Origin of the sequence: Cysteiniphilum marinum (genome assembly GCF_014857925.1) — a bacterium.
Taxonomy (GTDB): Bacteria; Pseudomonadota; Gammaproteobacteria; order Francisellales; family Francisellaceae; genus Caedibacter; species Caedibacter marinus.
Genome location: NZ_JACYVZ010000004.1, coordinates 59,074 through 85,449, shown reverse-complemented (window position 1 = coordinate 85,449; position 26,376 = coordinate 59,074). Strand labels below are relative to the sequence as shown.

Sequence of the window (26,376 nt, the reverse complement as noted above, 5' to 3'; positions counted from 1 at the left end):
TCTTTGACATCGAACACCGCAAAATGATTTACGAGCGGTATACCCCGCCAATTGGGCACACAGTTCAACATTTTTTGAGACTCTTTTTGTGCCTCTAACTGCGGTCCAAAATCTGGAGGGTATTATAGTCATAGGCAAACCTCCCAGTGACCGGTTTTCTTAGAACCAACCCGTTTTAGTAAGTTGTGCTCTTTCAATTTTTTAATTCTGCGTTCAATGGTACTAAGTGCCTTGCCGGTTTGCTCAGCCAGTAGCGCATTGGTGATAGTCGGGTCTGTTCTTATTAATTCAAGGATGGTTTGATCAAGTACCGATAGTTTTAAACCCGCATTTAAACCCTTGTTTAACCCTTCACTTAAACCCTCATCTTTAATGGGTAGTGATGTGCTTTCCTCAATGGCATCCAGTATCATTTGCAACATAAATTCAATAAATGGTGAGCAATCGGTTTTGGCGGTACTACTGCGGATGGCAAGGTAATACGCTTGCTGATGCTGATGCACCAGACTTTCGACGGGAATATTAATAAAGACAGACTGCCACTGCGATAGAATCAGTGTTTGCCACAAGCGCCCCATGCGACCATTACCATCAGAGAACGGATGAATAAACTCAAATTCGTAATGAAAAACGCAACTGGCAATTAAAGGATGCAAGTCAGTAGTGCTTAGCCAGTCCAGTAGCTCATGCATCAACTTGGGTACACGATCGGCCTGTGGCGCCATATGTACCACTTGATCACCCGACATAACACCAACACCCTGACTGCGGTATCGACCTACTTCCTCAATCAACCCCTTCATTAAAAGCCTGTGTGCAGTCAGTAAATCGTTATTATTAGCAGGCTGCCAAGTGTTGATGAGTTCATACGTAGCAATGGCATTTTGAGCTTCTAGTACTTCTTTGGGCGGGGCAATCACACGTTTACCATCAAGAATGGCAGTGATTTGCTCTTGTGACAGTGTATTGCCCTCAATGGCCAATGACCCCTGTACCGTACGCATACGATTCACCTTGCGCAGACGCAGCAGCTTTTCCTGTTCAAACTCAGCGCTTAAGCGACCGACAGCCTGACTGATTTCAACCACCAGATTGAGGGTGTCGGTAGTAATCGTAAAGGGTGGTTTGTAGCTCATTGTTGCATCCTTACTTTCTATTGGATTATCTTGCTCATGTAGTATATGGCGGCATTATAACAACTTAATAAGCACCTGCATTTAGATTTCCATTACTTCAATGTAAAAGCGCGAGGTTTTAATGGTTTAAACACTTCACGACATCTAAAGCTGCGGCTTTACGCGCAGGTAGCAAGCCGCTTAATATCCCTAAGCTGACGACGGAGATAAACGCTAGTAATACCGCAAAGGGTGAGATGAACCAGATAAACTGGATCTCTTGCACAAATTTTGAGGCGATATATAAGATTAACTCATAGCTGCCAACGCCAAAAATAAAGCCGATAATACCAGCACTTAAGCATAGTAAAATGGCTTCAATCAAATAGCTCCAAAAAATCGTGCGATCTCCGGCACCAATGGCTTTTAATAAACCGATTTCATATAGATTTTCAGAAATTGATGCTAGCATCATATTGGTGATACCAATACCTGCAACCACTAGTGACACGATCGAGATCACGGCGAGCATTAACGTGAAGATATTCAAAAAAGTCTGTATATTATGCAATAGATCTATATCCGGTGACACCATAAAGGTACCGCTATTGCCATATTTGCTGGTGAAGTAATTTTTAAGCGCGTCACTCACCGGAATGACCGTGTTTACATCATCAACACTAAAATAAAACTGTGCTAAAAAGCTCCAATTGACCTTTTGTAAATAGGTGAAAGGCAGAAGAATCTGCATGTTAATATTATTCCACGCATCACTGCTTGAGCTAGATTTTTTCTTTAGCACGCCAATTACAAAGCAGGTATAACTGCCACCATAATCACCGATTTTAATGACATTGCCAATTGCGCTTTGTGTTGGGAAAAGCTCATGATTAATATCATTACCAATAATGCAGACGTTATCAGCATTTTGAATGTCCAGTGCCGAGAAGTTACGGCCTTGTGCTAGCTGTGTATTCACAATAGGCAAGAAATATTCATTAACGCCTTGAATTGATATTTGACTTTGATGCACCTTGTTACTGTTGAAAATCACACTATTGGCATAACTACTAATCGAAGGCGATAGCATGGTAATCTGTGGGAAAATCCGCTTTATCGGCATAAGATCATCTTTAACTGAGAGCTGCTCAAACGCCGAATTGCTATGATCTGATGCTGATTGCATCCAGTTCTTGTAGGCATAGAATAATACCGTTTTTGCGCCCAATTTATCATAAGACGCTAGAATTTTATCTTTAGCATATTGCCCAAGCGTCATCATTACAATAATGGAAGCAACACCGATAATTACACCCAATGCAGTCAATAGTGTTTGACCTTTCTTGATCATCAATGTACGCAATGCCAATACAAAAAGATGTGTTAAGGCATATGTGTAGCTGCTGCTTGAGCTTGGCTTTTGTTTGTTGGCTTGAGCTGTTGCTAAGTTATTCTTTTCCGAGGAATTTATTTGGTTGTCCTTTTTAATATCCGCAAGCACTTTACCATCTTTAATTTCGATAGTGCGCGGCGCAAAATCAGCAATTTCCTTATCATGTGTTACTAAAATAATCGTTTTGCCGCGTTGATTAAGCTTGGTTAATAGCGCCATAATGTTCTGGGTATTATGACTATCCAAATTACCCGTTGGTTCATCGGCAAGGATAATGTCGGCATCACGCATCAACGCTCTAGCAATCGCGACACGTTGTTGCTCACCGCCTGATAGCTCTTTAGGATAATGATCTAGGCGATGGGCAATGCCGACTTCTTTAGCAATGTCATACGCTTTTTGTTTTAATACTTTGCGATCATGTTGGATATTGATCGGATAATTCATCGGTAACAGGATGTTATCCAATACACTTAGCTTGGGTAATAGATGAAATTGCTGAAATACAAAGCCAATATGTTTAGCACGTATCTGTGCTAGCTTACGACTATCAGCATGGGCAAGTGACTCGCTATTGATTTTGATGTTGCCTGATTCAAGTGTCAGCATTGCACCTAATAAATGCAGTAGTGTTGACTTGCCTGATCCTGACGCCCCGACAATGGCAACAAACTCACCTTGTGTGATGTTTAGATTAATGTCATGTAGCACAGGTGTTGATTTCATTGAACCATGGTAGCTAAAACTAAGATTACTTACCTCATATGCCAAACTCATATGGCTATACTCCGCTGAAGTAATCAATCGGCTCAACTTGATCACCGACTGTTAAGCCTTTGGTGATTTCAACATCTTGTGTGGTTTGTATGCCTAAGCTGACTTCTTGCGTTTTACCGTTGCTTAATTTGACATAATTATGCCCATCTTGAGTGCGAATATATTGCTTAGGGAGGGCAATGACGTCATGCTTTTCATCAATGTAAATATCACAAATAACATTCATTCCTGGAAGTAAAACGGCATTCTTTGTTGTGACGAGTACTTTAATTGGATAAGTCGTTTGTTGTGTTGAGTTAAATGACGTTCCTGAATTATTTGGCGAGGGCGCGAGAGCGACGCTAGTAATAACACCATCAAAGCTAGTATTGTTGTTAGCGGATGCTTTGATCATAACTTTTAAGCCTTTTTTCATTTGCAGTATGTTTGACTCAGTAATATTTGCAGTGACATAAAGCTTCGATAAATCATCAACTTTGAGAATGAAGTCACTGTTTTGAGTGCTGCCTGAACCTTGGGTGACGTACTCACCTTCAGATTTCTGAATATAAACCACTGTTCCGGCATAAGGTGCTCTAATTGGGTAGACCTTCTCCGGTGATTGTAGTGAGCTGACGATACTCACAAGAGGATCACCTTGAACGACGTGCTGCCCCAGATTGACATAGATTTTTTGGATATAACCAGCATAAGGAGCTGCAACCACGGTTTCTTTATTGGCACTCACTTCTCCTGAAGCGGAAATTTTATTTATCAGCGTTCTTTTGCTTACCGTGTAGGGCGTATCTGTTGTTGCCAATGGCTGACTGGTTTTAACAGCGAAGTAATAATAAAGCCCGTAGCCAATCGCAATTAGGATAATAATGATAATGAGCCATTTAATGATTCTTGAAAACATAACGCTCAATGTCTCCTTTATAGAAATGATATTGATAGGTGTCTTTTAATAAATTTGCATAGAGATTAAGCATCGTTTGTTCGGCTGTTTGTAAGCTGCTTAATGCATTGATTAAATCAAGATAAGACTGACTTCCAGCTTGAAAATTACGCTTCACCGATGTGTAACTTTCTTTGGCATATTTCTGCAGTTCGATTGCTGTTGGCAAGGTGTCATATTGGTTTTTGAAATCATTGAGTAAATCGGCTAGCGTTTTCTGTACATCGAGTATGCTGCCTTGATTGTCATATTGATTTTTAAGTTTTGTTTCCTCAGCAATGACGATATTGCGATCCAATGTGCCGCCATCAAATAGGTTGAAACTCAATGTTAAGGTTGCGTTCCAGCTAAACTCTTTGCGTGCACTAATGCCACCAAAAAAGCCATTTTGTGCATAAGGATTTTGATAGCCACCATTGATAGAAAAGGAGGCGTTTGGCCAGTAATTACGTTTTGCTTGGTTAATACTCCAATCATCTTTTTGTCGTTGTAATTGCCATAATTTGTATTGATAGAGATATTGCTCAGAGAAGCGCGTTAATGCTTTAGGGATGTCCTTTAGGTCTTGCAATGCCAAGACATTAAAACTGAAATCTTGAGGGCTAAAAGCACTAATACCCATGCTTTTGAGTAATTCCTGTTTGGCAACTCTGAGGTTTTGTTTTTGTTGCTTTAATGTAATCTCGGTACTTAATAGCTGTGTTTTTAAGTTAAGCTCATCCGAGCGTGATTTAAGCCCTTGTTTATATAAGGTGTTGGCACTTAAATACTGTGTTTGATATTGCTGGTAAAGTGTTTCTTGCAACTTAAGGTTGTGTGCGCTGAGTGAATATTGGATAAAATTTTCAGCCACTTTTTGGATCAACTGATCCTTAGTATAGCGATAGTTAAGTTGATCAATTGCGGTTTGGATCTTGGCTTGGTAATAATTGGTGATCTTAATGCCATTTTGACTAAAGTCTTCCGACAACTGTAAGCCAACGGTATTGCCGGTATTAAAGCCTGTACTGTTGACTGCACTGTATGTCGTATCACTTGCTGTTGATGTGCTGACTAAGTCAAGCTTTGGCAAGAAGGCGGCAAAAGCATTATCTTTTTGCAAAGTACCAATGTTAAGTTGTGATTGCTGTGATTTTAAACTCGGAGAATGCTCAATCGCATATTGTACTGCTTGCTGTAAACTGAAGCTTTTGCAAAACCCAAAAGAAGTCATCGTGCTTAGCATACATAGGCTAAGATATTTTAGATGTTGGTTCATGGGGATTTTTAGCAGTCAGCAGGCTTTGGAATAATCAGTGTTTGTCCTGCTGCTAAACGATTAGGGTCGGTGATTTTATTGGCTTTAGAAAGACAGGTCATACTGATATTATTCTTGCGTGCAATGCTATATAGGCTATCGCCAATCTCGACTTTATAAGTTACTGGTTGATCATTATCTACAGCGTTAGCAATTGATGAGATTTCTTTGGTTTTTGTTTCAGGTGCACCGATTGCTTCAACGATTTTGGTTGTGTTATTGTCGCTAGATGCCTTGTCTATTGTGGTTTTGTCATTATTGCTTACTGTTGAAGATGTATTGTCTTTAATAGCCTGTTCTGTCGGTGCTGTGGTAGTTGACTCTTTGTGTTGACTGCTAAATTGTGCGCAACCTGCTAACAACAGTATTCCAGCTGCAAGAATATAAAGTTTCTTTTGCATAACTCACTCCTTCTTTTGATGATACCTCACCAGTGTAGCTATAAAGCATAAGTGCTGCAAAAGGTTTACGGCTGAATTGTGGAGTACAGGTGTGTACTGTTTGTGAACCATTATAAGAATGGGAGATAATAGAATGAGTCAGATTGCTATCGTAAGCAAATGATATAAATCAGCTTTTGATAATAGTTTGTTACTCAATATGAGTTATGCTTATGGCGGTATGTTATTCCATATCACCTAGTGAGTGCTCACCTTTGATGCGCACAAAGATTTCTTCACGATGTACAGACACCTCTTTAGGTGCGTTTATGCCTAGACGAACTTGATTTCCTTTGACGCCCAAAACAGTGACTGTTACTTCGTCCCCAATCATGACAGTCTCGCCAAGTCTTCTTGTTAAAATTAACATGTTAAAGTTACTCCTTATTATATAGCTTTATCTTCCAAAGCTGAATTAAACCTATACCAACCCTTTGCAAAGCAAATGCACAACCCCAAGCTTAAAATGCTTTTAGTCCTCGCAAAAAGTATAGACTTAAAATATTTATATGCATCTAAAAACTGGATAATTCTAAACAAATAAATAAGTTTTACCAGAAATTTATGCATTTAAATTGAAATTGACTAGTTTTGCCACAGCAGTAGTAGGGCTTTGGGTGAATTATCAGTTATACTGAAAAGCATTATTAAGCTGCGCTTATATCAGATGTTTTTATTTTATAAGTTAAATAAAATTATTTTTAGTTATCTAAATGATGAGCAACGTGCGTTAGTGGCAGATGCTTTTTTATTTGGTGCTGATGCGCATGAGCTGCAGGTTAGAAGCTCTGGCGAGCCTTATTTTACCCATCCAGTGGCAGTTGCTTGTGTATTGGCAGGTATGCGCCTTGATTGTGAAACGGTGATTGCTGCTCTTTTGCATGACACGATTGAAGATACTGAAATCTCATCAGAAATGATTGCCAAACGTTATGGTGAAAAAACAGCGCAATTAGTTGAAGGTGTTACTAAGTTAAGTAAGATAGAAACCCATTCAAAGGCAGAGTTGCAAGCTGAGAATTTCCGTAAAATGGTTTTGGCAATGGTTCAGGATATTCGCGTTATTCTGATTAAGCTGGCTGATCGGTTGCATAATATGACAACCCTTGCGCCGCTTCGCCCAGATAAGCGTCGACGGATTGCATTAGAGACCTTGGAGATTTACGCCCCTATTGCGCATAGATTGGGGATGCATCATATTAAAAACTCCTTTGAAGAGTTGGCTTTTGAGGCAATGTATCCTTATCGCTATAAAACGCTTAAAACAAAAGTATTACATGCGCAAAAGCATCGTGATCGCTTGTTTCGTAAGATTATGGAGCGATTACAACACCATTTGGCTGAGCTGTTAGAAAGTGAACAGTTGGTTTCTGGGCGCAAGAAACGTTTGTATAGTATTTATCGCAAGATGCGTGATAAAGAGATGTCATTCTCTGAAATTATGGACATCTATGCTTACAAAGTGATTGCACCAACGCGTCGTGAGTGTTATATGATCTTGGGTGCAATTCATGAGATCTTTCGTCCAATTCCAGGGCGTTTTAAAGATTATATTGCGACACCAAAAGCCAATGGTTATCAGTCATTGCATACTACAGTTTTTGGTCCTTATGGTGTGCCAATAGAAGTGCAGATAAAAACCAAGATGATGGATGATACGGCAGAGAAAGGGGTTGCCGCACATTGGATTTATAAGGCCAAGTCATTAAGTCATGATAATGCTCAGAAATGGCTAGAAAAACTTTCTGATTTGCAACAACACGTCACCAAATCAACCGACTTTGTTGAAAGTGTTAAGCTTGATTTATTTCCTGATGAAGTTTATGTGTTCACACCAAATGGTGAGATTATTGAGTTACCCAAAAGTGCGACATGCGTTGACTTTGCTTATCATATTCATACCGATATTGGTAATCACTGTATTGCGGCTAAGGTCAATCGTAGGATCACACCATTGAGTTATATATTAACCCATGGCGATACCGTTGAGATCATTACCTCGCCTAATGCCCACCCAAATCCCGCATGGCTTGAGTTTATTAAAACAGCGCGTGCTAAACACGCGATAAAACATGCTTTAAAGCGCCATGAGCATGAAGAGTTTGTGCATATTGGGCAGCAGATTCTCACACAAGCGCTACTAAAAAATCATATGGATTTTTCGACTATTTCAGCGGAATTATTACAAGAGGTATTAGTTGAATTTAATTTCCCTACTATTGCCGAGTTACATGCCGCTATTGGGCAGGCGAATTTTTCAGCGAATACGTTTGTACACTTTGTTGAGCAAAAACAACAACTTGAAAGTGATGGTTATGACTCACAACGCAAATTATTAATTGATGATAGTTATTTGCGCCAATTAGCAAGCTGTTGTACACCAATTCCTGATGATCCAATTACAGGTGTATTGATCTCTGACAAAGGACTAATGATTCATCGTATTAAATGTAATGAGTTATTAAAACTTAAAAAAACACATGAAATTATTGAAACACAATGGGCAAAAGACTGCACAGGTTATTACCCGGTGAAGTTGCGTGTGAGTTTGCAAAATGTACAAGGTGCGATTGCCAAAGTCACTGCTAATATATCACGTCATGATGCACAAATTTTAAGTTTCAATATTCTGGAGTCTGATGCGCAATATGGTATCGTGCAAACGATGGTTGAGGTGAAAGATCGTGTGCATTTGGCGCGTGTCATCCGTGGGTTAAAGCACTTAAAAATATGTCTTAAAATAGAGCGTGTTTAATTAAGAAGTCTTTTTGCCTCTTCAAAAGAGCGCTTAACACAGTCCTCAACGGCTAAGCGCGTAAAGTAGTTGCCCGTTAATGCTAAAGTTTTGTCCTTGATCAACTCATTCTTAATCCCATCAATAAACTGTTGATGCTGTGGTTGATAACATGGTACGCTATTTTTTTTGTGTTTTAGATCAATTAAGGCATCTCTAGGAATATTAAGTTTCGATAAAAACCCATCCACTAATTGTTGGTAAGGGGTATTTGTGTTTTTAAAATGCACTGTCATGCCACGATATTTCTGATGTGTTAGCGTGTCGCGCGTGACCATTGAAAAGAAGTCTTGATTCACACCAATTAAGCCATTGATTGGTTTGATATGTTTGATCTTGTCTTGATCAAAAACTAAAGCGACTGTTATGAGCTTAGAAATATCAGGTTGATGCTGAAGATGAACAAGTGGATGATTAATTTGTGCAAGCAATCGATAGCAAACATGCCACGGTATTGCTAAAACCAGCTTATCTGCTGTGAATACACCATTATCTGTGGTGATATGCCACTGTTTGTTCTGCTGCTCAATGCTCATGACTTGAGTATTTAGATTGATCGTTGTATTTGGGTTAGCTATATCTCTAAATAGGCTTGACATGCCGTGCTCAAAAGTAAAACTGCGTGGTAAGCTTTTATCTTTAGCACGTGTTTTAAAAAGAAAGTCAGCCGGGAAATGTTGGCTATCTTGACAAAGTACGGCATCAAAGCAATAACGTAGTGTTTTTTGATAATTTTGAGATCCGAAGACAAAGCTGAAATATTCTTCAACGGTGCGATCATTAGCATGGCTAAATTTAAATAGCGGCAAGCCAATACCTGCGCGAATTGGATTAAGCTTACTGACAACACTCGCGATTTTATTTTGTGCTATTAGTAGTTTAAAGGGGTGTTTTTCACGTTTTTGCAACTGATTCAAAAGTCCGCTATCACGACACAAACTAATTAAATGTTGATAAGAGTTGTAAATGGTATGCGCACCTAGTTCAAGCCAAAAATCACGTGTTTTGGGGCTGTGGTAGGTTTCAATGCAGCCACCAAGCTTGTCATTTTGCTCAAGGATAATGCTTTTATATCCTTTAAGCGCTGCAAAGTGTGCAAAGCTTACCCCTGAGATGCCGCCGCCAATGATGGCAATGGGATAGTGTTCTGCCATGATAATATTCCTTTTATGCAGATAATGCGTGAACTAATGAAGTTGCATATGCGCCTGTTCCTAAGCTAAAAGTAAGCATTAACGTATTATCTGATTCGTTATAATCATACTTAAGATCATTAGGATATGCATAGATGCTGCGAAATTGCATCTCGCAATGTGTTGTTAAATAATCAATAAACTTGCCATGAGTTTGCGTAAATTGTTCATATTGGCTCAATGCCTCATTACTAAAGAATAACTTTTGCTGTTTACCAATCAGTGGTGCGGCAATGCTTAACTCCTTAGACTCAATACGCTGTTGGATTTCGTTTTGGTTCTCCTCAGTGACTTGAAAGACACTATTGCCATCGCTAAAGCCGACAATATCACCGATTAATGCTATTTGATCTGTGTGATTTTGTTGGCGAAACTGCACATAAGCATTAAACAAAAAGCTGCGCATAACGGATAATAAAAAGCCATGATCTTTTGGGTTAAGCTTGATTTTATCGTCAATAACATCATGCGCTTGTTGTAGATTGTCATGACCAAAACGCTGTTCACCAAAAAGGTTTATAAAGCCATTTTGCATAATATGTTTAATTCTGGGCTCTATTTCTGTAAAGGGTAATGTTAAATCACGCAATACAAGGGTAAAGCGATTGGCTTTGTGGCTGCCAATTTTAAGTTTTTTATTGTGGCGACTGATGCGTAGAATGTTGCAATTGTCGACATTGAAATCACTAAAATCGATATCAGCTTTTCCTGGGTAATATAGCGAGAACCACTGGCGAGTAATCGCGTGTTTATCTTTCAAACCACTGTAGCCAATATCGCGCTGCTTAAGATTTGTATATCGAGATAATGCGCGAATAATATCTTTGGTGTTTAAACCATTTTTTTCGGTAAAGAGCCAAATATGCTCGCCTTCACCGGTTAAATCAAAATCAAAGATTTCTTCAACCAAGAAGTCCTCATGATATGTTTTGAGAGCGCCAATCAATTGACTCATTGCTTTTCTTCACCTTCAGAAGCATAGTCTTTAGGGTATTGTGGTTCATTGTTGAGCTGATGGGTTTTTTCTTTATCGCGATAGGCTTTGGGTTGCAATAAAGACTGTCTTGATGGGTCAAGATTAAGCTTAACACTGTATTCTTGCGAATGTTTTTGTAGCTCAGAAAATTGCTGATAGATGTTTTCCATAATCTCATGTGTTTTATGCACATGCTCATTGATGGTATTTTGATAGTGTGTTAACAATGTCTTAGTTTCATCTAGTTCATTGCTAAGATTTTTGCTACTTTTACGCACACTTAAGCCAATCGCAAGTCCAATGATAAAAGCGGCGATGACACCTAAAATTAATGAAATAAGCATGGTTGCTCCTATTGTTGATAAATAAGGGTAACCGCATGGCAGGCGATACCTTCTTTTCTGCCGGTAAACCCAAGTTTTTCAGTCGTAGTTGCCTTGATGTTAACTTGATTTAGTGTAAGCTGCAACAGCGTTGCAATACATTGACGCATTTCAGGAATATAAGGGGCAAGCTTTGGCACTTGAGCGACAACAGTGACATCAATATTGGCAATGTGATAACCTTGGGCTTTGATGCCGTGCTGCGCATGCATTAAAAAATCTTTGCTTGCTTGATTTTTATGTTTGGGGTCAGTATCAGGGAAATGCTGACCAATATCACCTAAAGCACCAGCACCAAGGATTGCGTCGGTAATGGCATGTAAAATGACATCACCATCAGAATGTGCTTGAAGTGAGAAAGGTGCATCAACCTCAATGCCGCCAAGCATTAATGGCTTATCTTCGTTGCTGATGCGATGCACATCATAGCCGTGACCAATACGAAACATCATTAATCCTCAACACTTAATGGGAAGCTATTGCTAACCCATGCACGAAAACCACCATCCACTGAGATGACATTGTCATACCCCATTTTTTGCAGGTTATCGGCACTTAATGCTGAGCGAAAACCGCCACCGCAATATAGGTATATCTTTTGATTTTTGTTAGGAATGAGTTGTTCAACTTTGACTTCAATCATTCCACGGCTTAAATGATTGGCCCCAGGCAAATGTGAGTGCGCAAATTCAGACTCTTCACGGACATCAATAAGAAGACCATCTAATGTGTTGTTATCAAGCATCTGTTTAATGTGGAAAACATCGCACTCTTTAATGCGTGTTTTGGCATCATTAACCAGTTTAAGAAATTCAGTGTTGTGTTGCATCTTACGTCCTTTGCTTTTTGATGATATGTGACGGGTGTTATTGTACCTTAGTCTCTCATCAACTTATAGTTTTAATGACAAATAAATAATATCGTATATAATATCAATATTAGATGGTGACCAGTGGCATGCTGTGAAAATAATATTAGATACCAATGTGATATATAGCGCGCTCTACTCAAAAAATGGTGCCTCATATCAAGTACTAACAACATCCATTGCTCACAGTGCAATAATAACATGCGCATCGGTCAGTTTAATATGTGAATATGAAGCCGTATTAAAAAGAAAGTTTGAGCATAACTTTGTGGATCAATTCTTAAGATCATACATTGATCTATCCGAAAAGGTATTGATATCTTATAGATATAGACCAACAGGTTGTGACAACAAAGATGAGATGGTTTTAGAAGCAGCTATAAATTGCGCTGCTGACTATATTGTGACACATAATATTAAAGATTTTAAAGGAGCTAAAAACTTCAATGTAGAGGTAATAACTCCACAACAATTCTTGAAAATATTAAAGGAGATTTATCATGGCTAATTTTGCATTAAGATTACCTAACTCAATCTATGATGATTTAAAACAAGTTGCTGAGATAGAGGGAGTCTCTATGAATCAGTTTGTTATGAGCGCAGTATCTGAAAGGGTTGCTTTAGCTAAAATAATGTCGAATCTTAACAAAAACACCGTCAAGATGGCACCAAATGAGCTAGTCGCCTTTTTGGATGAAAATGTAAGTAATAATAAGCCTTTGAGTAAAGATGAGATGTGATAGAACCACTACCTAAATCAACGCCATTCCGTATTGCGAAGATTGTTTTTTATTGCTAGCGTCGCGAAAGGCTTGAATGATGCATAATCCAGTAGATAAAAATTCCCCAAACACCACTGATTAGGACAGTGATCGTCCAAGCAAAGCCTGGCATCATTTGCGGCGTAACATTATGTTTGGTGAAGTTGTTTAAATCACGAATGACTGCTAATGTGCAAACAAGATGCACGATGACAGTGAATGCGCTGATAACGTAATAAATATTTTGATACAGATTGATCACGGCTTGATGGAAGTAATCCATGGTCATTCCCTCATGTTCTTTCAGTTTTAAAAAATAAACTCAGGTTTTTTGTCGATATCTTGGCGTTGATTATGCTTATGATGTTCACTGATAATCTCAACAACTTCATCGATGGAATCAGTCATAATCAAAAGCTCAGTGTCATCCTCACTAATAACGCCTTCAGCAACAAGTTTGGTCTTAATCCACTCAACCAGTCCGCCCCAGAAGCTTGTATTAAAGAGAATAATTGGCATATGACGTTTTTTCTTGGTTTGTACTAAAGTGGCAATATCAAAAAGCTCATCTAATGTACCAAAACCACCTGGCATGCCGATATATGCCATTGAGTGTTTGACAAACATCGCTTTGCGTGTGAAGAAGTAGCGATAGTGCAAAGAGATATCTTGGTGTTGGTTTGGCACTTGTTCAAAAGGTAAATGAATATTTAAACCAATACTTAAGCCTTCGCCTTTTGAGGCACCAATGTTACCTGCAGCCATAATGCCATGACCGCCGCCAGTAATGATGCTAAAGCCTTCATTAGATAATCTGTGGGCAATTTCCTCGGCATCTTTAAAGTGAGGTGAGCTGCTTGGCAAGCGCGCTGAGCCGAAGATACTCACAGCTGGTTGAATGTCATCTAGGCGTTCATAACCTTCGACGAGCTCTGACATGACTTTGAAAATATTCCAAGTAGCACGTGATTGGTCGAAGTGAACATTGCCATAAGTTGTTGCATCGGTATGTGAGCGAGGGTGAACGGTTTTTCTTGTTTTGTTCATTTTTTTATTATCGTATTCCATAGTAATAGTGAAATATGGTAACACAAACGTAAGTAGATACCCACCACAAACCATTTTGCAGAATTGCTTGCTTTGCACTTTCCTTGCTTTTACCAAGTTGAATTTTGGCAATAGTCCTAGCTATTGCCTGCAATCCAACTTGTCAAAATCCTCACAAATTGCTTTGCAACTAAACACCGCAAAATGATTTGTGGTGGGTATATGCTATGTTAGGTGCTGCGTAATTTAAGAAATTATTGCATAATAAGCGCCAATTAAGCATATCATTAAAACAAAAGGAAACATGATGGGTTTTTTAACAGGTAAAAAAGTTTTAATCGTCGGTCTTTTAAGTAATAAGTCGATTGCCTACGGTGTTGCGGAGGCTATGCATCGCGAGGGTGCTGAGCTTGCATTTACTTATCAAAATGAGCGTTTTAAAGAGCGTATTGAGAAGTTGACTGCACATTACAATCCAGCGGCATTAATTGAATGTGATGTTACCAATGATGAGCAAATCGATAATGTATTTGTTGAGCTTGGCAAAAAATGGGATGGCTTAGATAGCATTATCCATTCAGTAGCTTATGCGCCAGCTGATCAGCTTGAGGGTGATTTTATTTCAGCGGTTAATCGCGAAGGCTTTAAGGTTGCACATGATATTAGTGCTTACAGCTTTGCGGCATTAGCAAAGGCGGGACGTAGCATGATGCAAAATCGTAATGGCTCTCTAGTGACATTAACTTATTTAGGTGCAGAACGTGCGATGCCAAGCTATAACACGATGGGGATTGCCAAAGCGTCACTTGAGGCAACCGTGCGTTATACTGCATTATCCTTAGGTGCTGAAGGTATTCGTGCCAATGCCGTTTCAGCAGGACCAATTCGCACATTGGCAGCGTCAGGGATTAAGAGCTTTAGAAAAATGTTAGATTATAATGCGCAAGTGGCACCGCTTAAGCGTAATGTTGATATTATTGAAGTCGGCAACACAGTGGCATTTTTAGCATCTGATCTTGCCAGCGGCATTACTGGTGAAGTGGTATATGTTGATGCCGGTTATCATTGTGTGAGCATGGGTGGGATGGAGTAATTTACTCATCCAGTGTCTTTAGGTATTTCAAAAATTTATGTGTCAGTAATTGACGCTTACTTTGTTTTGCAATGGCTTGATCATTACTATCTGTAATATAAAAACTGTCTTCAATTGAGAATCCTGATGTGTGAATCCGTGCACGAATAATACGGAGATTGTGTATTTCAAAGAAATAACAAAGGGCGGCTAACAGTCCTGGTCGATCAGGGTGTTTTACGATTACTTTGCTATAGCTTTTATGTCGAGGGCTGAGCCATTGAATGTTTTTCTTAAGGCGCTTTGTGGTTGATTTATCGACTAATGCATTTAATTTAGCCGGTTTATAATCAATTTTTTGATGTGTCAACTGTGCTTTTAAATGTTGCTCTAGCCATAGTAGTTCTTGCTCGCTTTGCAATGGATGATAATTTAAATTCGTGACGTTAAATTGATAAATCATTTTATTCTCAAGGAGCTTAAAAAAACTTGCTTCCGTGATGTTGATGCTTGCTTTATATAGCAAGTAGCAGAGTGCAGACAGTCTAATCTCTTTATCTGAAGCTAAAATAAGTAATAGCGTTTGATTCAAACTGTGATCAAAGTGCGTATGGATTGATAGGGACTGGTTGTTCTCTATCACATATTGGTAGAGTAAGTTGTTTTGCCATATCAAGGTGGCTAATGCCTGTTCTGTAAAGTAACGCGCAGGTAGGTATTGCCATAATGCTTTAATTGCATTGTGATCAGTGCATTCGAGCTGTGCCAAAACTTTCTTTTGCGTTTCGTTTACTTGCTCTTTAAGTGATAAGTTGACGGATTTGCTTAATAACTCACTAGTGCGCGTATACAGATGCTCAAACATCGTCTGTTGCCAACGCTTCCACAATGTGGGGTTGGTACCTTTAATATCGGCAATGGTCAAAAGAAACAAGCTATCCAGATAGTATTGGCTTTGGCAAAATTCAGCAAATTGCGTGATAATCGCACCATCATAAATATCTTCTTTTTTGACCATTCTCGAAAATGCCAAATGATGTTTAACCAACCATGATAGCAAATGGATCTCATCTTGTTTTAAACGCCAAGTTTCAGCATATTTTTGCACAAGACGTGCACCGAACTTACTATGATCGACACCGGATCCTTTGCCAATATCATGAAAGAATGCGGCGATATACAATAATCGTTGCGCGGGATGTTTAAGCATCACTTGATAGGCTAGTGGAAAATCTTGCGCAAAGTTCGTCGTTCGCATGTTGCGTAGGTTGCTAATAACCTCAATTGTATGGCGATCAACAGTGTATTGATGATATAGATCAAACTGCATCTGCCCTTTGCTAATGGCAAACTCTGGAATGATTTTTTCCACAATCCCTAAATCCATCATAATACTTAGCGCACCTTTGATATTGTATGGGTAAGTGAAAATCGCTAAAAATTGTTGCTGTAATGTTTGGTTAGAAAGAAAGTTTTTTTTAGATGATTGTGAAAGTAGTTGCAGTATGTTGCGAACGATATGGGCATCAAGTGTTTTAATCTCTTTGTGTTGGCAAAAATATTTAAAAGGCATCAAAATATTATTTATATGGCTAGGGTAGTCGTTTTGTGCATGCTTTAAAATACCACCATAAATACTAAAACCTTCGCTAAGTGCGATCTCATTGCTGGTTACTTGTGATGCCATTAGCTCGTGGAAAATAATACGATTGATAAGCTTAACATGACGAATACTGTTGTAATAATGCTGCATAAATAGCTCAATGCTTTTATGTGGCTTCTTGTGCTTGAAGCCAAAAAAATCAGCAACCATAAGTTGCTTATCGATTAGCAAGGCGTTTTGCTCACGCTGATACAAAATATGCAAATAAAAGCGAATAGCAGAAAGTAAACGATGTGCCTTACTTAAACTCGTTAGCTCGTCTGCAGTAATATAGTGATGCTCAACAAGGTAATGTAAATTGACATTAGGATGAAGGTAAATCAATAGCCAGTGAATACTTTGTAAGTAGCGCAGATTGCCCACAGTATTTTTAAGATCGGGCTGTTGGTTAATTGGGAAGTTATTGTCACGATCAATTTGCTCAGCATATTTGCTATAAATAAAATCTCGATGAACAGGAAGATTTTGTTTGCTTTCAACCAATGACTTAAATGTGTCAAATAGTGTGTTATTGCCACAGATAAAACGCGCATCCAAAATAGCAGTAAGTAAATTAATGTCATCATTGGCACACTGTATGATGCTGTTAATGCTATGAGTTGAATAGCCAACTTTAATTGGCAAACTTTGTAATTCCTGAATAAATGCCAAAAGTTCGGGACTTTCTAGTGCCTGGTCATTTTCCGCCAAAAACAATAAATCAAGATCTGAATATAAAGCGCGATCCTGACGACCATAGCCACCAATGGCGATCAGAGAAATATGGGCTATTTGTTGCGGAAAATATTCTATCAATAGTTTATCGATGCGCTTACTATAAATGAGCAATGTCTTATAGATAGAGTGTTTTTTCTTAAGAAAAATCTCTGTGACATCGTGCATAATACTCTGGCAGTGTTGTTTCATCATGATGTAGATAAAAGCTTACGATAAGAATAACTCTAGATTTTATACTCATTACAAACTGCTAGGCAATGAAACATCGCAAATGATTAACGAATGGTGTAGCTATTAGACAGGGCTATTTGCTTCTAAGAAATCTGCGAATGCGTAGGATCAGATAAGAGATAACAGTAAGTGCAACAACGAGCGCAATGATTGGGTGATCTTGTACAATTTGTGGAATAAATGATAGCGTTGTTGGAATATTCATCTCTGTGATTATTCGCTCTGCTGCATAGCTGTTGCTGTAGAGCATTGTTGCGAATGCTGCAAGACATAGTAAAAATCTCATCGTACACCGTTGTAGCTATTGTAATGCAGAGATTGTAGCACAAATTTGTGAGATATTAACCATAGATAAGTAGATTTTTTCTCAAATCTTGTAAAAAATACGCCATTTTAGTCAATTATAAAGTCATTAACTGTCTACAATAAGTACCTTTCTTTGATGGTTTTGATTTGGTCACGCATTTTTCCTGCTTGTTCAAATTCAAGATTGCGCGCATGTTCTTTCATTGTTTTTTCAAGTTTCTTAACGAGTGTCACGGCTTCTTTCACACCAAGAATCTCATCAATGGCAATATCTTTAACCTTTTTACGGGCATTATTTTTGGCTGCTTTTTTTCCAAATTCAGGTGATAGTTCTAACAGATCTCCAACCTTCTTTTTAATAGATGTCGGCGTAATATCGTGATCAATATTAAATTGCTGTTGTTTGTTGCGCCGCCGCAATGTTTCATCCATCGCGCGTTGCATTGATCCGGTAATCACCTCGGCATATAAAATGGCCTTGCCATTAACGTGACGTGCAGCACGACCAATAGTCTGAATCAGTGAGCGCTCTGATCTTAAGAAACCTTCCTTATCCGCATCAAAGATTAAAACCGTGCTGACCTCAGGCATGTCTAAACCTTCACGTAATAGATTGATACCAACCAATACATCAAAGACGCCCATGCGTAGATCGCGAATAATCTCAACACGCTCAACGGTGTCAACATCCGCATGAAGATAACGGACATTAACCCCGTGTTCAGATAAATAGTCCGTGAGATCCTCAGCCATACGCTTAGTAAGGGTTGTGATAAGAATGCGCTCATCTTTTTCCACTGCTTTGTTTATCTCAGATAAGGCATCTTCTACTTGTATGTTTACAGGTCTGACTTCAACTAGCGGGTCAAGTAATCCTGTTGGACGCACAACTTGTTCAGCTATATTTTGTTGATGTTCTTTCTCATAATCAGCAGGTGTAGCTGAAACATAAATTGCTTGGGTAACTAATGCCTCGAACTCATGAAATTTAAGTGGACGATTGTCTAATGCTGAAGGCAGACGAAAGCCATAATTAACAAGATTTTCTTTGCGTGAGCGATCTCCTTTGTACATGCCGCCAAATTGCGGTATGGTGACATGTGATTCGTCAATTACAATAAATGCATTTTGCGGTAAATAATCCAATAATGTCGGTGGTGGCTCACCTGGTGCGCGAGCCGACAAAAGGCGTGAATAATTCTCAATACCTGTGCAGTAACCCAGTTCATTAATCATTTCAATATCATATAATGTGCGCTGCTCAATGCGTTGTGCTTCAATCAAGCGGTTTTCTTTTTGAAAATACGCAACACGCTCACGTAATTCATCTTTGATTTCTTCCACCATGCTTTTTTGGCGCTCTTTTGAGCTGACATAATGTGTACTTGGAAATATGGTTGCGCGATAGGTGTTTGCTGTGATTTTGCCAGTAAGTGGATCGATGAGTTTAATACTCTCAATCTCATCATCAAATAGCTCAACTCTTACGGCATCTTTATCAGAATCTGCAGGAAATATATCGATAACTTCGCCACGCACACGATATGTTCCACGTGAGAAATCCATATCATTGCGATGATACTGCATGTCACTCAAGCGTCTTAAAATACTGCGTTGATCGATTTGCTCACCTGCTTTAAGATGCAGTAGCATTTGCATATACTGCTCAGGATCGCCCAAGCCATAGATTGCTGATACAGTGGCCACAATAATTACATCTTGGCGTTCTAAAATCGCTTTGGTGGCTGATAAACGCATTTGCTCAACATGTTCATTAATCGATGAATCTTTTTCAATATAAGTATCTGATGCAGCAACATAAGCTTCTGGCTGATAATAATCATAATACGATACAAAATATTCAACGGCATTCTTTGGGAAAAACTGTTTCATCTCGGCATATAATTGTGCAGCAAGTGTTTTATTGTGTGCAAGAATCAAAGTAGGGCGCTGAACACTTTCAATGACATTAGCCACTGTATAGGTTTTCCCAGAGCCGGTGACACCAAGTAATGTTTGATGTTTTAAGCCTTCTTTCAAACCTTGAGTTAAGGATGCAATTGCCGTTGGCTGATCTCCCGCGGGAGTGTAGTTTGTATGGAGTTCAAAGGCATTTTGTTTTCTCTCTAAGTGCATCGTAAGGTCGCTAATTTCAATTCAAACACAAGTCATGATAGCAAAGCAATGCATCTTTGTGACATTAAAACATAGCAATTTGACTACAGTTATTTCAGCGAAAACGCAAGCATCAAAGTGTTGATCTCTTTATGCAAGCTTTAAATTTGATTCTATCTTTAAATTACAAGAGAGGTAACAAACTTAGATAAGGATATTCGTCATGAGTAGTAATATAGAAAGATTTATTTATGCCATTGCTGAGATGCGTTATGAAGAAGCAAGACGTAATCCGCAAGATGAGCCACGTTTTATGTTAAATCTAGTCACTGAGGAAATTGAACGCGGCTTAATTGAGGCAACTTTAGCATATACTGGATTTCATTTAAGTAATACCGCTGAAGTATTGGGCATAAGTCCTGCGACTTTGAAATCTAAAATCAAAAAGTATGATATTTTTGTATTGGATTTTTCAAGTTAGTCATAATGAAAAAAGTTGCAGTAATGATTACCTCGACCCATGCGGGAGAGGTCGTGCAGCGTAGGCTGCGCGGGTGAGGGGTAATTAAAGTTATCTACTTACTTAGGCAATGCCTTCACGCACTAAGTCATGCATATGGATAATCCCAGCAATTTCATTTTGATGATTCAAAACCGCTAATGTGGTAATTTTCAATTGATTCATAAGGCTTAATGCTTCAATTGCCATCGCATCTTCGGTAATTGTCTTTGGTCTTTTGCCCATAACATCAGAGATATTGAGCCCTTTTTGATAAAGGGATTGTTGAAAGATTCTACGCAAATCACCATCGGTAAAAATGCCATTGAGTGTTTTGTTATCATCAGATATAAGTGTCATTCCTAAGCCTTTAGAGCTGATCTCTAAAATAGCATCTTCTAATGTGCTTTGAGATGTAACAATGGGCAGAGATGTACCGCTTTTCATAAGATCGGATACTTTTAACAGCAAACGCTTGCCTAATGCACCACTTGGGTGTGAGTTAGCAAAGTCTTCCGCACTAAAGTTTTTAGCATTTAATAACGCAATCGCTAAGGCATCACCCAGTACCAATGTTGCTGTTGTACTTGATGTGGGTGCTAAATTGTGTGGACAAGCTTCCTTTTCAACACCGAGGTTAAGGGCAATGTCTGCTGCTTGCGCCAATGCTGACTGCGGTTTGCTAGATATGGCGATAAGTGGGATATCAAGGCGCTTAATCATCGGGATTAATGAGGTTAGCTCAGGGGTTGAACCAGAGTTTGAAATGGCAATGACGATATCTTGACGTGTGATCATGCCAAAATCACCGTGCCCCGCCTCAGCCGGATGGACGAAGAATGCAGGTGTTCCCGTGCTGGCAAGAGTCGCTGCAATCTTTGAGGCGATATGGCCTGATTTGCCCATGCCGATGATAATCACGCGGCCCTGACATTTGAGAATCAACTCACATGCGGCGATGAAACTATCATCAATATGTTTTTTAAGCTGTTCAAGCGTTTCTATTTCTAGATTAATTGTTTTTAGTGCGTCTTGAGCAAAAGGATGGTTGTTTGACATAACAAAATCAAATAATAAAGCATTTTCAATGCGTGTTATTGTAAGTGAGGATAAGAGAAAGTCAAAATGGTTTGCGATGGGTTGTACCCTGCATAAACTAAATTAGGTTAGTGGCATGGGCTTAATTTTGCTTTGCCAGTTTGCTTAGCGCAGACCCTTTGCAACACAGCGTCAATGGTATAAGAGATCTCAGATTTTTGTTGTGTTTTACGGCATTTGTATTCGATGATGTCATTTTCTAGTCCGCGTTCACCAATGATAAGTTGATGTGGCGCACCGATTAAATCCGCATCAGCAAACATAATACCAGGGCGTTCTTTGCGATCATCAAATAACACATCAAAGCCGGCAGCTCTAAGGTCATTATAAAGTTTATTGGCAACCTCAAAGACTTTAGCTGATTTATGCATATTCATTGGAATGATCGAGATGTCATACGGCGCGATCTCACTTGGCCAAATAATGCCATTATCATCATGCGATTGCTCGATTGCTGCTGCAACAATCCGTGTGACACCAAAACCATAGCAGCCCATGATAAGGTCTTGCTTTTTACCATTTTCATCTAGAATATTCGCATTCATCGCTTTGGAATAATTATCACCCAGTTGGAAAATATGCCCAACTTCAATGCCGCTGGTAAGCTCAAGTGTACCTTTACCATCAGGAGATATATCGCCGACAACCACATTGCGAAGATCAGCAACATCATAGCCTTTAATGTCGCGATCCCAGTTTGCACCAAAGAAATGGAAGTCATCTTCATTAGCACCACATACAAAGTCGTGTAACATGACAGCGCTATGATCAGCAATCACTTTAATCGGTGAATTAACAGGACCTAAAGAGCCGATATTCGCATTAAATGCTTGTTGTATTTCGGCTTCGGTGGCAAAAGTAAAAGGTGCGTTTATCTGAGGTAACTTTTCGATTTTGATCTCATTTAACTCATGATCTCCACGTAGCACTAAGGCAAAGAGTGTATTATCACTGTCCTTGATAATAATTGTTTTGATCGTGTTTTCAGGTGATAAGTCAAACTGCTGACAAATATCGCTAATGGTTTTTAAGTTAGGTGTTGCGATCTTTTCAAGTGATTGAGAAGGAGACTTGCGTGTTGTGAGATCTGGCTTTAAATACTCTGCCATTTCAATGTTGGCAGCATAATCACTTTGATTGCTGTAGCAAACAATATCTTCGCCTGCTGCGGCAAGTACTTGAAACTCATGTGTTTTGCTGCCACCAATGGCACCAGCATCAGCATTAACGACACGAAACTTAAGCCCCATACGCGTTAAGATATTACAATATGCTTGATGCATTTTCTGATAGGTGTGTTCTAAGCAATCATAATTGCTATGAAATGAATAAGCGTCTTTCATAATAAATTCACGTGAGCGCATCACACCAAAGCGTGGACGTATCTCATCGCGGAATTTTGTTTGGATTTGATATAGATTAAGGGGTAATTGTTTATAGCTTTTAATTTCTTTGCGTGCAATGTCAACAATCGGCTCTTCATGTGTTGGTCCATAGCAAAAATCACGCTGGTGGCGATCTTGTATTTTGAGAAGCTCAGGACCGAATTTTTGCCAACGGTGCGTTTCTTGTAATAGCTCAGCAGGCAATATACTAGGCATTAAAATCTCACAGGCGCCTGCGTTATCCATTTCCTCGCGAACAATTGTTTGAACTTTTTGTAGCACTTTCATGCCTGTAGGTAGCCATTGATAAATGCCTGAGGCAAGTTTGCGAATTAAGCCAGCACGTAACATATACTGATGACTAATTAATTCAGCGTCTTTTGGTGTTTCTTTTTCAGTGGCAAGTAAGGTTTGCGATATTCTCATATTTAGAATCTTGTGAAAAGCAATGTGTGAGGTTACGTTAGCTCGTTTTTTAAGTCGGTTCAAGCGGATTTTCGGAATTTGTGCCATTTGGTTTATCCGCTAATAGCCGGTTGCGCAAAAAAGCATATAAGAATAGTGCCAAGGGTGCCGCGTAAACCCAATAAACAACGTGCCCTTTAACGATAATACTAAAGTTGTTGAAATAGAAAATAGAGGTAAGTGAGGCAATAAAGGTAATGCAAGCAAGAAAGAAGATAGCATCAGCGATATAACGAAGTTTTTGTTTCATGGTGGTTGCCTCCAATTAGGTAAACTATGTTAATTATATAATGCAAGCATGCAGTTGGGTAGTCGCGTTTAATTAAATGCTAATATTCCCAAGGATTAATATAAGATACCTCAAGTGCCTGAAATGCTTTCATTTCTGCAAGTTTACGTTTAAATTTCTATTTTAACTATGAAATCAAGATGAATCTGTTCAATAAGCTTATAATGATGATTGATATATTTGTTCTAAATCTAAACAAATTTGATGCGCTGGAAGCACTTAATATATTACCGCTTGAAATTAGAGATTATGCCAGAGGCTTGAAATTGGAGCGCAAGCGTATTGAGTATATTGCATCGCAATGGTTGCGCTATAAGTTGTTTAGTGAGTGCTTAGGTATTACTCCTACTGATCTGCGATTTTCAAAGTCCAAAAATGGCCGACCATTTCTCGTTGATAGTATGATCGATTTTAATATTAGTCATACGCGTGATTATGCTGTTATAGCAATTGCTAAAGGGCAGCGTGTTGGTATTGATGTACAGACTAAAAAAGAAAAAATCGATGTGCTAGCGATAGCAAAGCAGTATTTTGCACAGAGCGAGTATGGCTTGATTGCTGCTAAGAAGGATGAAAGTGCGCAAAAAGATGTGTTTTATTGGCTATGGGCATATAAAGAAGCAAGTCTGAAACTAACTGGTGAGGGGATTGCTAATGGGTTAAATCGTTATATTTTTGAAGTCAATGAAAGTGGTGAATGCAAAAAGAAAAATGCTCAAGACAACTATTACTTCCATCAACAGTTAGATAGTAACACGCTGCTTTGTTTAAGTTTTGAGAGAAGTAACAGTAAGGTTAGATTAAAATTTTTGTAGAATTTAAAGCGTATTAATGGATAGAAAAGTTACTGCTGAGGTGCTGTCGCACTTTATTGAGAAACGTTAAGCTCAGCTTGGCCAACAACTGCTTTGGTTGGTGTGTACACCACTTCAGCTTTCCATACACCTGGACATGATATTGAACCATTAGCGCTTTGATGGGCAAGCGTTCTATAAGCCCAAGAGTAATCACTGGCTTCTTTGTATTTCATAATTGGGAACGTTGTGCTCACGCAATGCGATTGGCTAGGTGCAACCCAGTGAAGTTTTAAATCCCCTTGTTTGGCGCCATTCCAGTCAGTATAAATCTTTGCAACTAAACGCCCATCTTTGGCGCTTAGTTTAACTGTTGAGCTTGGCAATGAGCTACTATTTGAGGTGACTGATGCTGGTGTTGACATTGCTGTAACAGATGCATCTGTGCTTTGTGGCGCCGGTGCTTTAGGTGATGTGGCACAAGCAGATAATAATGCGGCACTAGAAACAATGCCAAGTAGTGTGATTTTTCTCATCGTTGTCTTCCTTCTGTTGTATGAACCTATAAGAATCACTGATTACTATAGACCTAATCCTAGCGTATAGCAAAAAGATATCAAGGAGGTTAGAGAAAATTTAATAAAAAGTGGCGAAAAATTGATTTATGCCGAGTATTTTGATGTTAGACAATGATAGCAGCGGCAACACGGCGTCCTTCATTTGCTAGAATATTAAAAGTGCGGCATGCGGCAGCTGAGTCCATAAAATCAATGGATTTGCCTAGGCGGGCAAAAGCAATGATGATTTCTTGCGTTGGAATCTGTGATGTTGCACCGGTGCCAAGAAGATAAACATGCACATCAAGCTCAATAAGTGGATCAATGGTATCAAGATTAAGCTCATCAATAGATTTTACATTCCAATTATCATTAATAATTGCCTCAGGTGTGATAATCACGCTGTGAGAGAATGTTTGTTGTGGAAGTGTTAGCTCGCCAGACTTGTAGTGTTTAACAAAAATTGGTGAATCCGGTTTTTCATGTTCTAATTGCATTGTTGATGCCTTTAAATTAAAAGATAAATTGAATGAGTAAATAGAGTTTATTAATCAGTGGTAGCAAGATGCTTGCCAGTAAGTTTGATTGACCAAAAGGAATAAATAGCAGCAAAAGCACGATCAAAAATCCCCAGCGCTCTAAACGGTTGTACTGTAGCGTTGCTTTATAAGGTAATAATGCGCTAATAACACGACTGCCATCAAGTGGTGGAATGGGTAATAAGTTAAATACCATTAGCATCAAATTGAGTATGACACCAAATTGTGCCATCTGATGGAAACCAAAGTTTGGTACAAATTTCCACAGCAAAAACCAAATAATTGCCATAATGAAGTTGGCTAAAGGTCCGGCAATTGCCACAAGAATCATATCTTGGCGTGGCTTTTTGAGGTTGTTAAAATTAACAGGCACAGGCTTTGCCCAGCCAAATAAGAAACCAGTACCTAATAAAAACATTGCAGTTGGCAGAATGATCGTGCCGAGAATATCGATATGTTTAATCGGGTTTAAAGTAACTCGCCCCATAAGATAGGCGGTTTTGTCACCGCGTAATTTGGCGATGTAGGCATGTGCTGCTTCATGTAGTGTGATAGCAAAGAGCATTGGGATGATAAACATCACAAAAGCTGTTAAATAAGTGTTAAGATCAGCAGGCATTGTCTATTAGTGCTTTTTTCATATTTTTTCGCAGTGAAATAAGTGT

At 39.0% G+C, this 26,376-nt stretch carries 27 protein-coding genes and 1 pseudogene; 6 read left to right on the top strand and 22 right to left on the bottom strand.

The features are described 5' to 3' along the window. Positions 1–128: 128 nt before the first annotated feature. The 6 genes from IE867_RS03805 to csrA form a co-directional block, all read right to left on the bottom strand. Entirely contained in the window at positions 129–1,136 is a 1,008-nt protein-coding gene (locus tag IE867_RS03805; protein WP_192483453.1) for a Fic family protein, read from the bottom strand. 118 nt (positions 1,137–1,254) lie between these two features. Further along, positions 1,255–3,285, bottom strand: a complete 2,031-nt coding sequence (locus IE867_RS03800; protein ID WP_192483452.1) for an ABC transporter permease — start codon at positions 3,283–3,285, stop codon at positions 1,255–1,257. Between the two features lie 4 nt (positions 3,286–3,289). Further along, on the bottom strand, positions 3,290–4,183 hold the full coding sequence (locus tag IE867_RS03795; protein ID WP_192483451.1) for an efflux RND transporter periplasmic adaptor subunit: 894 nt from the start codon (positions 4,181–4,183) through the stop codon (positions 3,290–3,292). Beyond that, the gene (locus IE867_RS03790; RefSeq protein WP_192483450.1) at positions 4,164–5,447 is read right to left on the bottom strand and encodes a TolC family protein; all 1,284 of its coding nucleotides are present in this window, start codon (positions 5,445–5,447) and stop codon (positions 4,164–4,166) included. The genes IE867_RS03795 and IE867_RS03790 overlap by 20 nt, the downstream gene beginning before the upstream one ends. 41 nt (positions 5,448–5,488) lie before the next feature. Continuing rightward, positions 5,489–5,920 carry a LysM peptidoglycan-binding domain-containing protein gene (locus IE867_RS03785; RefSeq protein WP_192483449.1) on the bottom strand — a complete coding sequence of 144 codons (432 nt, stop codon included), beginning with the start codon at positions 5,918–5,920 and terminating at the stop codon, positions 5,489–5,491. 223 nt (positions 5,921–6,143) lie between these two features. Beyond that, positions 6,144–6,329: a carbon storage regulator CsrA gene (gene csrA / locus IE867_RS03780; protein ID WP_192483448.1), complete on the bottom strand. Its 186-nt coding sequence runs from the start codon at positions 6,327–6,329 to the stop codon at positions 6,144–6,146. Positions 6,330–6,572: 243 nt separating this feature from the next. Between csrA and IE867_RS03775 the strand changes: the two genes are divergently transcribed. After that, the gene (locus IE867_RS03775) at positions 6,573–8,714 is read left to right on the top strand and encodes a RelA/SpoT family protein (protein WP_225629948.1); all 2,142 of its coding nucleotides are present in this window, start codon (positions 6,573–6,575) and stop codon (positions 8,712–8,714) included. Here the strand turns inward: IE867_RS03775 and IE867_RS03770 are convergent. The 5 genes and pseudogenes from IE867_RS03770 to IE867_RS03750 form a co-directional block, all read right to left on the bottom strand. Next, the gene (locus IE867_RS03770) at positions 8,711–9,907 is read right to left on the bottom strand and encodes a protoporphyrinogen/coproporphyrinogen oxidase (protein ID WP_192483447.1); all 1,197 of its coding nucleotides are present in this window, start codon (positions 9,905–9,907) and stop codon (positions 8,711–8,713) included. The two genes, IE867_RS03775 and IE867_RS03770, sit on opposite strands and share 4 nt — an antisense overlap. A gap of 13 nt (positions 9,908–9,920) precedes the next feature. Further along, entirely contained in the window at positions 9,921–10,901 is a 981-nt protein-coding gene (gene truD / locus IE867_RS03765; RefSeq protein WP_192483446.1) for a tRNA pseudouridine(13) synthase TruD, read from the bottom strand. Continuing rightward, positions 10,898–11,266 carry a ZapG family protein gene (locus IE867_RS03760; RefSeq protein WP_192483445.1) on the bottom strand — a complete coding sequence of 123 codons (369 nt, stop codon included), beginning with the start codon at positions 11,264–11,266 and terminating at the stop codon, positions 10,898–10,900. The genes truD and IE867_RS03760 overlap by 4 nt, the downstream gene beginning before the upstream one ends. Before the next feature lie 8 nt (positions 11,267–11,274). After that, positions 11,275–11,757: a 2-C-methyl-D-erythritol 2,4-cyclodiphosphate synthase gene (ispF, locus tag IE867_RS03755; RefSeq protein ID WP_192483444.1), complete on the bottom strand. Its 483-nt coding sequence runs from the start codon at positions 11,755–11,757 to the stop codon at positions 11,275–11,277. Positions 11,758–11,774: 17 nt separating this feature from the next. Next, positions 11,775–12,134, bottom strand: a pseudogene (locus IE867_RS03750) (rhodanese-like domain-containing protein); the annotation flags it as partial. Between the two features lie 133 nt (positions 12,135–12,267). Between IE867_RS03750 and IE867_RS03745 the strand changes: the two are divergent. Beyond that, complete coding sequence (locus IE867_RS03745; RefSeq protein WP_192483442.1) at positions 12,268–12,681, top strand: putative toxin-antitoxin system toxin component, PIN family; 414 nt, start codon at positions 12,268–12,270, stop codon at positions 12,679–12,681. Next, the gene (locus IE867_RS03740) at positions 12,674–12,913 is read left to right on the top strand and encodes an Arc family DNA-binding protein (RefSeq protein WP_192483441.1); all 240 of its coding nucleotides are present in this window, start codon (positions 12,674–12,676) and stop codon (positions 12,911–12,913) included. The genes IE867_RS03745 and IE867_RS03740 overlap by 8 nt, the downstream gene beginning before the upstream one ends. 55 nt (positions 12,914–12,968) lie before the next feature. Here IE867_RS03740 and IE867_RS03735 read toward each other — a convergent pair whose 3' ends face one another. Both IE867_RS03735 and IE867_RS03730 read right to left on the bottom strand, forming a co-directional pair. Then, positions 12,969–13,217 (bottom strand): hypothetical protein, encoded by a 249-nt coding sequence (locus tag IE867_RS03735; protein ID WP_192483440.1) that lies wholly within the window; start codon positions 13,215–13,217, stop codon positions 12,969–12,971. A gap of 26 nt (positions 13,218–13,243) precedes the next feature. Beyond that, a complete protein-coding gene (locus tag IE867_RS03730) occupies positions 13,244–13,873 on the bottom strand; it encodes an LOG family protein (RefSeq protein WP_192483508.1) in 630 nt (209 codons plus the stop codon). Positions 13,874–14,288: 415 nt separating this feature from the next. On the opposite strand from IE867_RS03730, the gene IE867_RS03725 reads away from it, so the two are divergent. Continuing rightward, entirely contained in the window at positions 14,289–15,074 is a 786-nt protein-coding gene (locus IE867_RS03725; protein WP_117001521.1) for an enoyl-ACP reductase FabI, read from the top strand. A gap of 1 nt (position 15,075) precedes the next feature. Here IE867_RS03725 and glnD read toward each other — a convergent pair whose 3' ends face one another. The 3 genes from glnD to uvrB all read right to left on the bottom strand — a co-directional run bounded on the left by glnD (position 15,076) and on the right by uvrB (position 20,106). After that, positions 15,076–17,625 carry a [protein-PII] uridylyltransferase gene (gene glnD, locus IE867_RS03720; protein WP_192483439.1) on the bottom strand — a complete coding sequence of 850 codons (2,550 nt, stop codon included), beginning with the start codon at positions 17,623–17,625 and terminating at the stop codon, positions 15,076–15,078. Positions 17,626–17,737: 112 nt separating this feature from the next. Next, positions 17,738–17,950, bottom strand: a complete 213-nt coding sequence (locus IE867_RS03715; protein ID WP_192483438.1) for a hypothetical protein — start codon at positions 17,948–17,950, stop codon at positions 17,738–17,740. A 134-nt stretch (positions 17,951–18,084) separates the two neighbouring features. Further along, positions 18,085–20,106 carry an excinuclease ABC subunit UvrB gene (gene uvrB, locus IE867_RS03710; protein ID WP_192483437.1) on the bottom strand — a complete coding sequence of 674 codons (2,022 nt, stop codon included), beginning with the start codon at positions 20,104–20,106 and terminating at the stop codon, positions 18,085–18,087. A 202-nt stretch (positions 20,107–20,308) separates the two neighbouring features. On the opposite strand from uvrB, the gene IE867_RS03705 reads away from it, so the two are divergent. After that, complete coding sequence (locus tag IE867_RS03705; RefSeq protein ID WP_192483436.1) at positions 20,309–20,566, top strand: helix-turn-helix domain-containing protein; 258 nt, start codon at positions 20,309–20,311, stop codon at positions 20,564–20,566. 102 nt (positions 20,567–20,668) lie between these two features. On the opposite strand, the gene IE867_RS03700 is transcribed toward IE867_RS03705, so the two are convergent. From IE867_RS03700 to IE867_RS03690, 3 genes are all read right to left on the bottom strand, one after another. Next, positions 20,669–21,643: a KpsF/GutQ family sugar-phosphate isomerase gene (locus IE867_RS03700; RefSeq protein WP_192483435.1), complete on the bottom strand. Its 975-nt coding sequence runs from the start codon at positions 21,641–21,643 to the stop codon at positions 20,669–20,671. A 107-nt stretch (positions 21,644–21,750) separates the two neighbouring features. Continuing rightward, positions 21,751–23,493, bottom strand: a complete 1,743-nt coding sequence (locus tag IE867_RS03695; RefSeq protein ID WP_192483434.1) for a proline--tRNA ligase — start codon at positions 23,491–23,493, stop codon at positions 21,751–21,753. Positions 23,494–23,542: 49 nt separating this feature from the next. After that, a complete protein-coding gene (locus IE867_RS03690) occupies positions 23,543–23,782 on the bottom strand; it encodes a hypothetical protein (RefSeq protein WP_192483433.1) in 240 nt (79 codons plus the stop codon). Positions 23,783–23,985: 203 nt separating this feature from the next. Between IE867_RS03690 and IE867_RS03685 the strand changes: the two genes are divergently transcribed. After that, positions 23,986–24,636 carry a 4'-phosphopantetheinyl transferase family protein gene (locus tag IE867_RS03685; protein WP_192483432.1) on the top strand — a complete coding sequence of 217 codons (651 nt, stop codon included), beginning with the start codon at positions 23,986–23,988 and terminating at the stop codon, positions 24,634–24,636. Positions 24,637–24,689: 53 nt separating this feature from the next. Here the strand turns inward: IE867_RS03685 and IE867_RS03680 are convergent, their stop codons facing one another. The 3 genes from IE867_RS03680 to IE867_RS03670 form a co-directional block, all read right to left on the bottom strand. After that, the gene (locus tag IE867_RS03680; protein ID WP_192483431.1) at positions 24,690–25,151 is read right to left on the bottom strand and encodes a TUL4 family lipoprotein; all 462 of its coding nucleotides are present in this window, start codon (positions 25,149–25,151) and stop codon (positions 24,690–24,692) included. Between the two features lie 146 nt (positions 25,152–25,297). Then, positions 25,298–25,669 (bottom strand): Mth938-like domain-containing protein, encoded by a 372-nt coding sequence (locus tag IE867_RS03675; protein ID WP_192483430.1) that lies wholly within the window; start codon positions 25,667–25,669, stop codon positions 25,298–25,300. Between the two features lie 16 nt (positions 25,670–25,685). Beyond that, positions 25,686–26,330 (bottom strand): site-2 protease family protein, encoded by a 645-nt coding sequence (locus IE867_RS03670; RefSeq protein ID WP_192483429.1) that lies wholly within the window; start codon positions 26,328–26,330, stop codon positions 25,686–25,688. Between the last annotated feature and the right edge of the window lie 46 nt (positions 26,331–26,376).

What these genes read in the sequence shown, in the direction of transcription:
- IE867_RS03805 (WP_192483453.1), bottom strand. Translation starts at nt 1,136, where the DNA reads ATGAGCTACAAACCACCCTTTACGATTACTACCGACACCCTCAATCTG.
- IE867_RS03800 (WP_192483452.1), bottom strand. Translation starts at nt 3,285, where the DNA reads ATGAGTTTGGCATATGAGGTAAGTAATCTTAGTTTTAGCTACCATGGT.
- IE867_RS03795 (WP_192483451.1), bottom strand. Translation starts at nt 4,183, where the DNA reads ATGTTTTCAAGAATCATTAAATGGCTCATTATCATTATTATCCTAATT.
- IE867_RS03790 (WP_192483450.1), bottom strand. Translation starts at nt 5,447, where the DNA reads ATGCTAAGCACGATGACTTCTTTTGGGTTTTGCAAAAGCTTCAGTTTA.
- IE867_RS03785 (WP_192483449.1), bottom strand. Translation starts at nt 5,920, where the DNA reads ATGCAAAAGAAACTTTATATTCTTGCAGCTGGAATACTGTTGTTAGCA.
- csrA (WP_192483448.1), bottom strand. Translation starts at nt 6,329, where the DNA reads ATGTTAATTTTAACAAGAAGACTTGGCGAGACTGTCATGATTGGGGAC.
- IE867_RS03770 (WP_192483447.1), bottom strand. Translation starts at nt 9,907, where the DNA reads ATGGCAGAACACTATCCCATTGCCATCATTGGCGGCGGCATCTCAGGG.
- truD (WP_192483446.1), bottom strand. Translation starts at nt 10,901, where the DNA reads ATGAGTCAATTGATTGGCGCTCTCAAAACATATCATGAGGACTTCTTG.
- IE867_RS03760 (WP_192483445.1), bottom strand. Translation starts at nt 11,266, where the DNA reads ATGCTTATTTCATTAATTTTAGGTGTCATCGCCGCTTTTATCATTGGA.
- ispF (WP_192483444.1), bottom strand. Translation starts at nt 11,757, where the DNA reads ATGATGTTTCGTATTGGTCACGGCTATGATGTGCATCGCATCAGCAAC.
- IE867_RS03740 (WP_192483441.1), top strand. Translation starts at nt 12,674, where the DNA reads ATGGCTAATTTTGCATTAAGATTACCTAACTCAATCTATGATGATTTA.
- IE867_RS03735 (WP_192483440.1), bottom strand. Translation starts at nt 13,217, where the DNA reads ATGGATTACTTCCATCAAGCCGTGATCAATCTGTATCAAAATATTTAT.
- IE867_RS03730 (WP_192483508.1), bottom strand. Translation starts at nt 13,873, where the DNA reads ATGTCAGAGCTCGTCGAAGGTTATGAACGCCTAGATGACATTCAACCA.
- IE867_RS03725 (WP_117001521.1), top strand. Translation starts at nt 14,289, where the DNA reads ATGGGTTTTTTAACAGGTAAAAAAGTTTTAATCGTCGGTCTTTTAAGT.
- glnD (WP_192483439.1), bottom strand. Translation starts at nt 17,625, where the DNA reads ATGATGAAACAACACTGCCAGAGTATTATGCACGATGTCACAGAGATT.
- IE867_RS03715 (WP_192483438.1), bottom strand. Translation starts at nt 17,950, where the DNA reads ATGAGATTTTTACTATGTCTTGCAGCATTCGCAACAATGCTCTACAGC.
- uvrB (WP_192483437.1), bottom strand. Translation starts at nt 20,106, where the DNA reads ATGCACTTAGAGAGAAAACAAAATGCCTTTGAACTCCATACAAACTAC.
- IE867_RS03705 (WP_192483436.1), top strand. Translation starts at nt 20,309, where the DNA reads ATGAGTAGTAATATAGAAAGATTTATTTATGCCATTGCTGAGATGCGT.
- IE867_RS03700 (WP_192483435.1), bottom strand. Translation starts at nt 21,643, where the DNA reads ATGTCAAACAACCATCCTTTTGCTCAAGACGCACTAAAAACAATTAAT.
- IE867_RS03695 (WP_192483434.1), bottom strand. Translation starts at nt 23,493, where the DNA reads ATGAGAATATCGCAAACCTTACTTGCCACTGAAAAAGAAACACCAAAA.
- IE867_RS03690 (WP_192483433.1), bottom strand. Translation starts at nt 23,782, where the DNA reads ATGAAACAAAAACTTCGTTATATCGCTGATGCTATCTTCTTTCTTGCT.
- IE867_RS03685 (WP_192483432.1), top strand. Translation starts at nt 23,986, where the DNA reads ATGATGATTGATATATTTGTTCTAAATCTAAACAAATTTGATGCGCTG.
- IE867_RS03680 (WP_192483431.1), bottom strand. Translation starts at nt 25,151, where the DNA reads ATGAGAAAAATCACACTACTTGGCATTGTTTCTAGTGCCGCATTATTA.
- IE867_RS03675 (WP_192483430.1), bottom strand. Translation starts at nt 25,669, where the DNA reads ATGCAATTAGAACATGAAAAACCGGATTCACCAATTTTTGTTAAACAC.
- IE867_RS03670 (WP_192483429.1), bottom strand. Translation starts at nt 26,330, where the DNA reads ATGCCTGCTGATCTTAACACTTATTTAACAGCTTTTGTGATGTTTATC.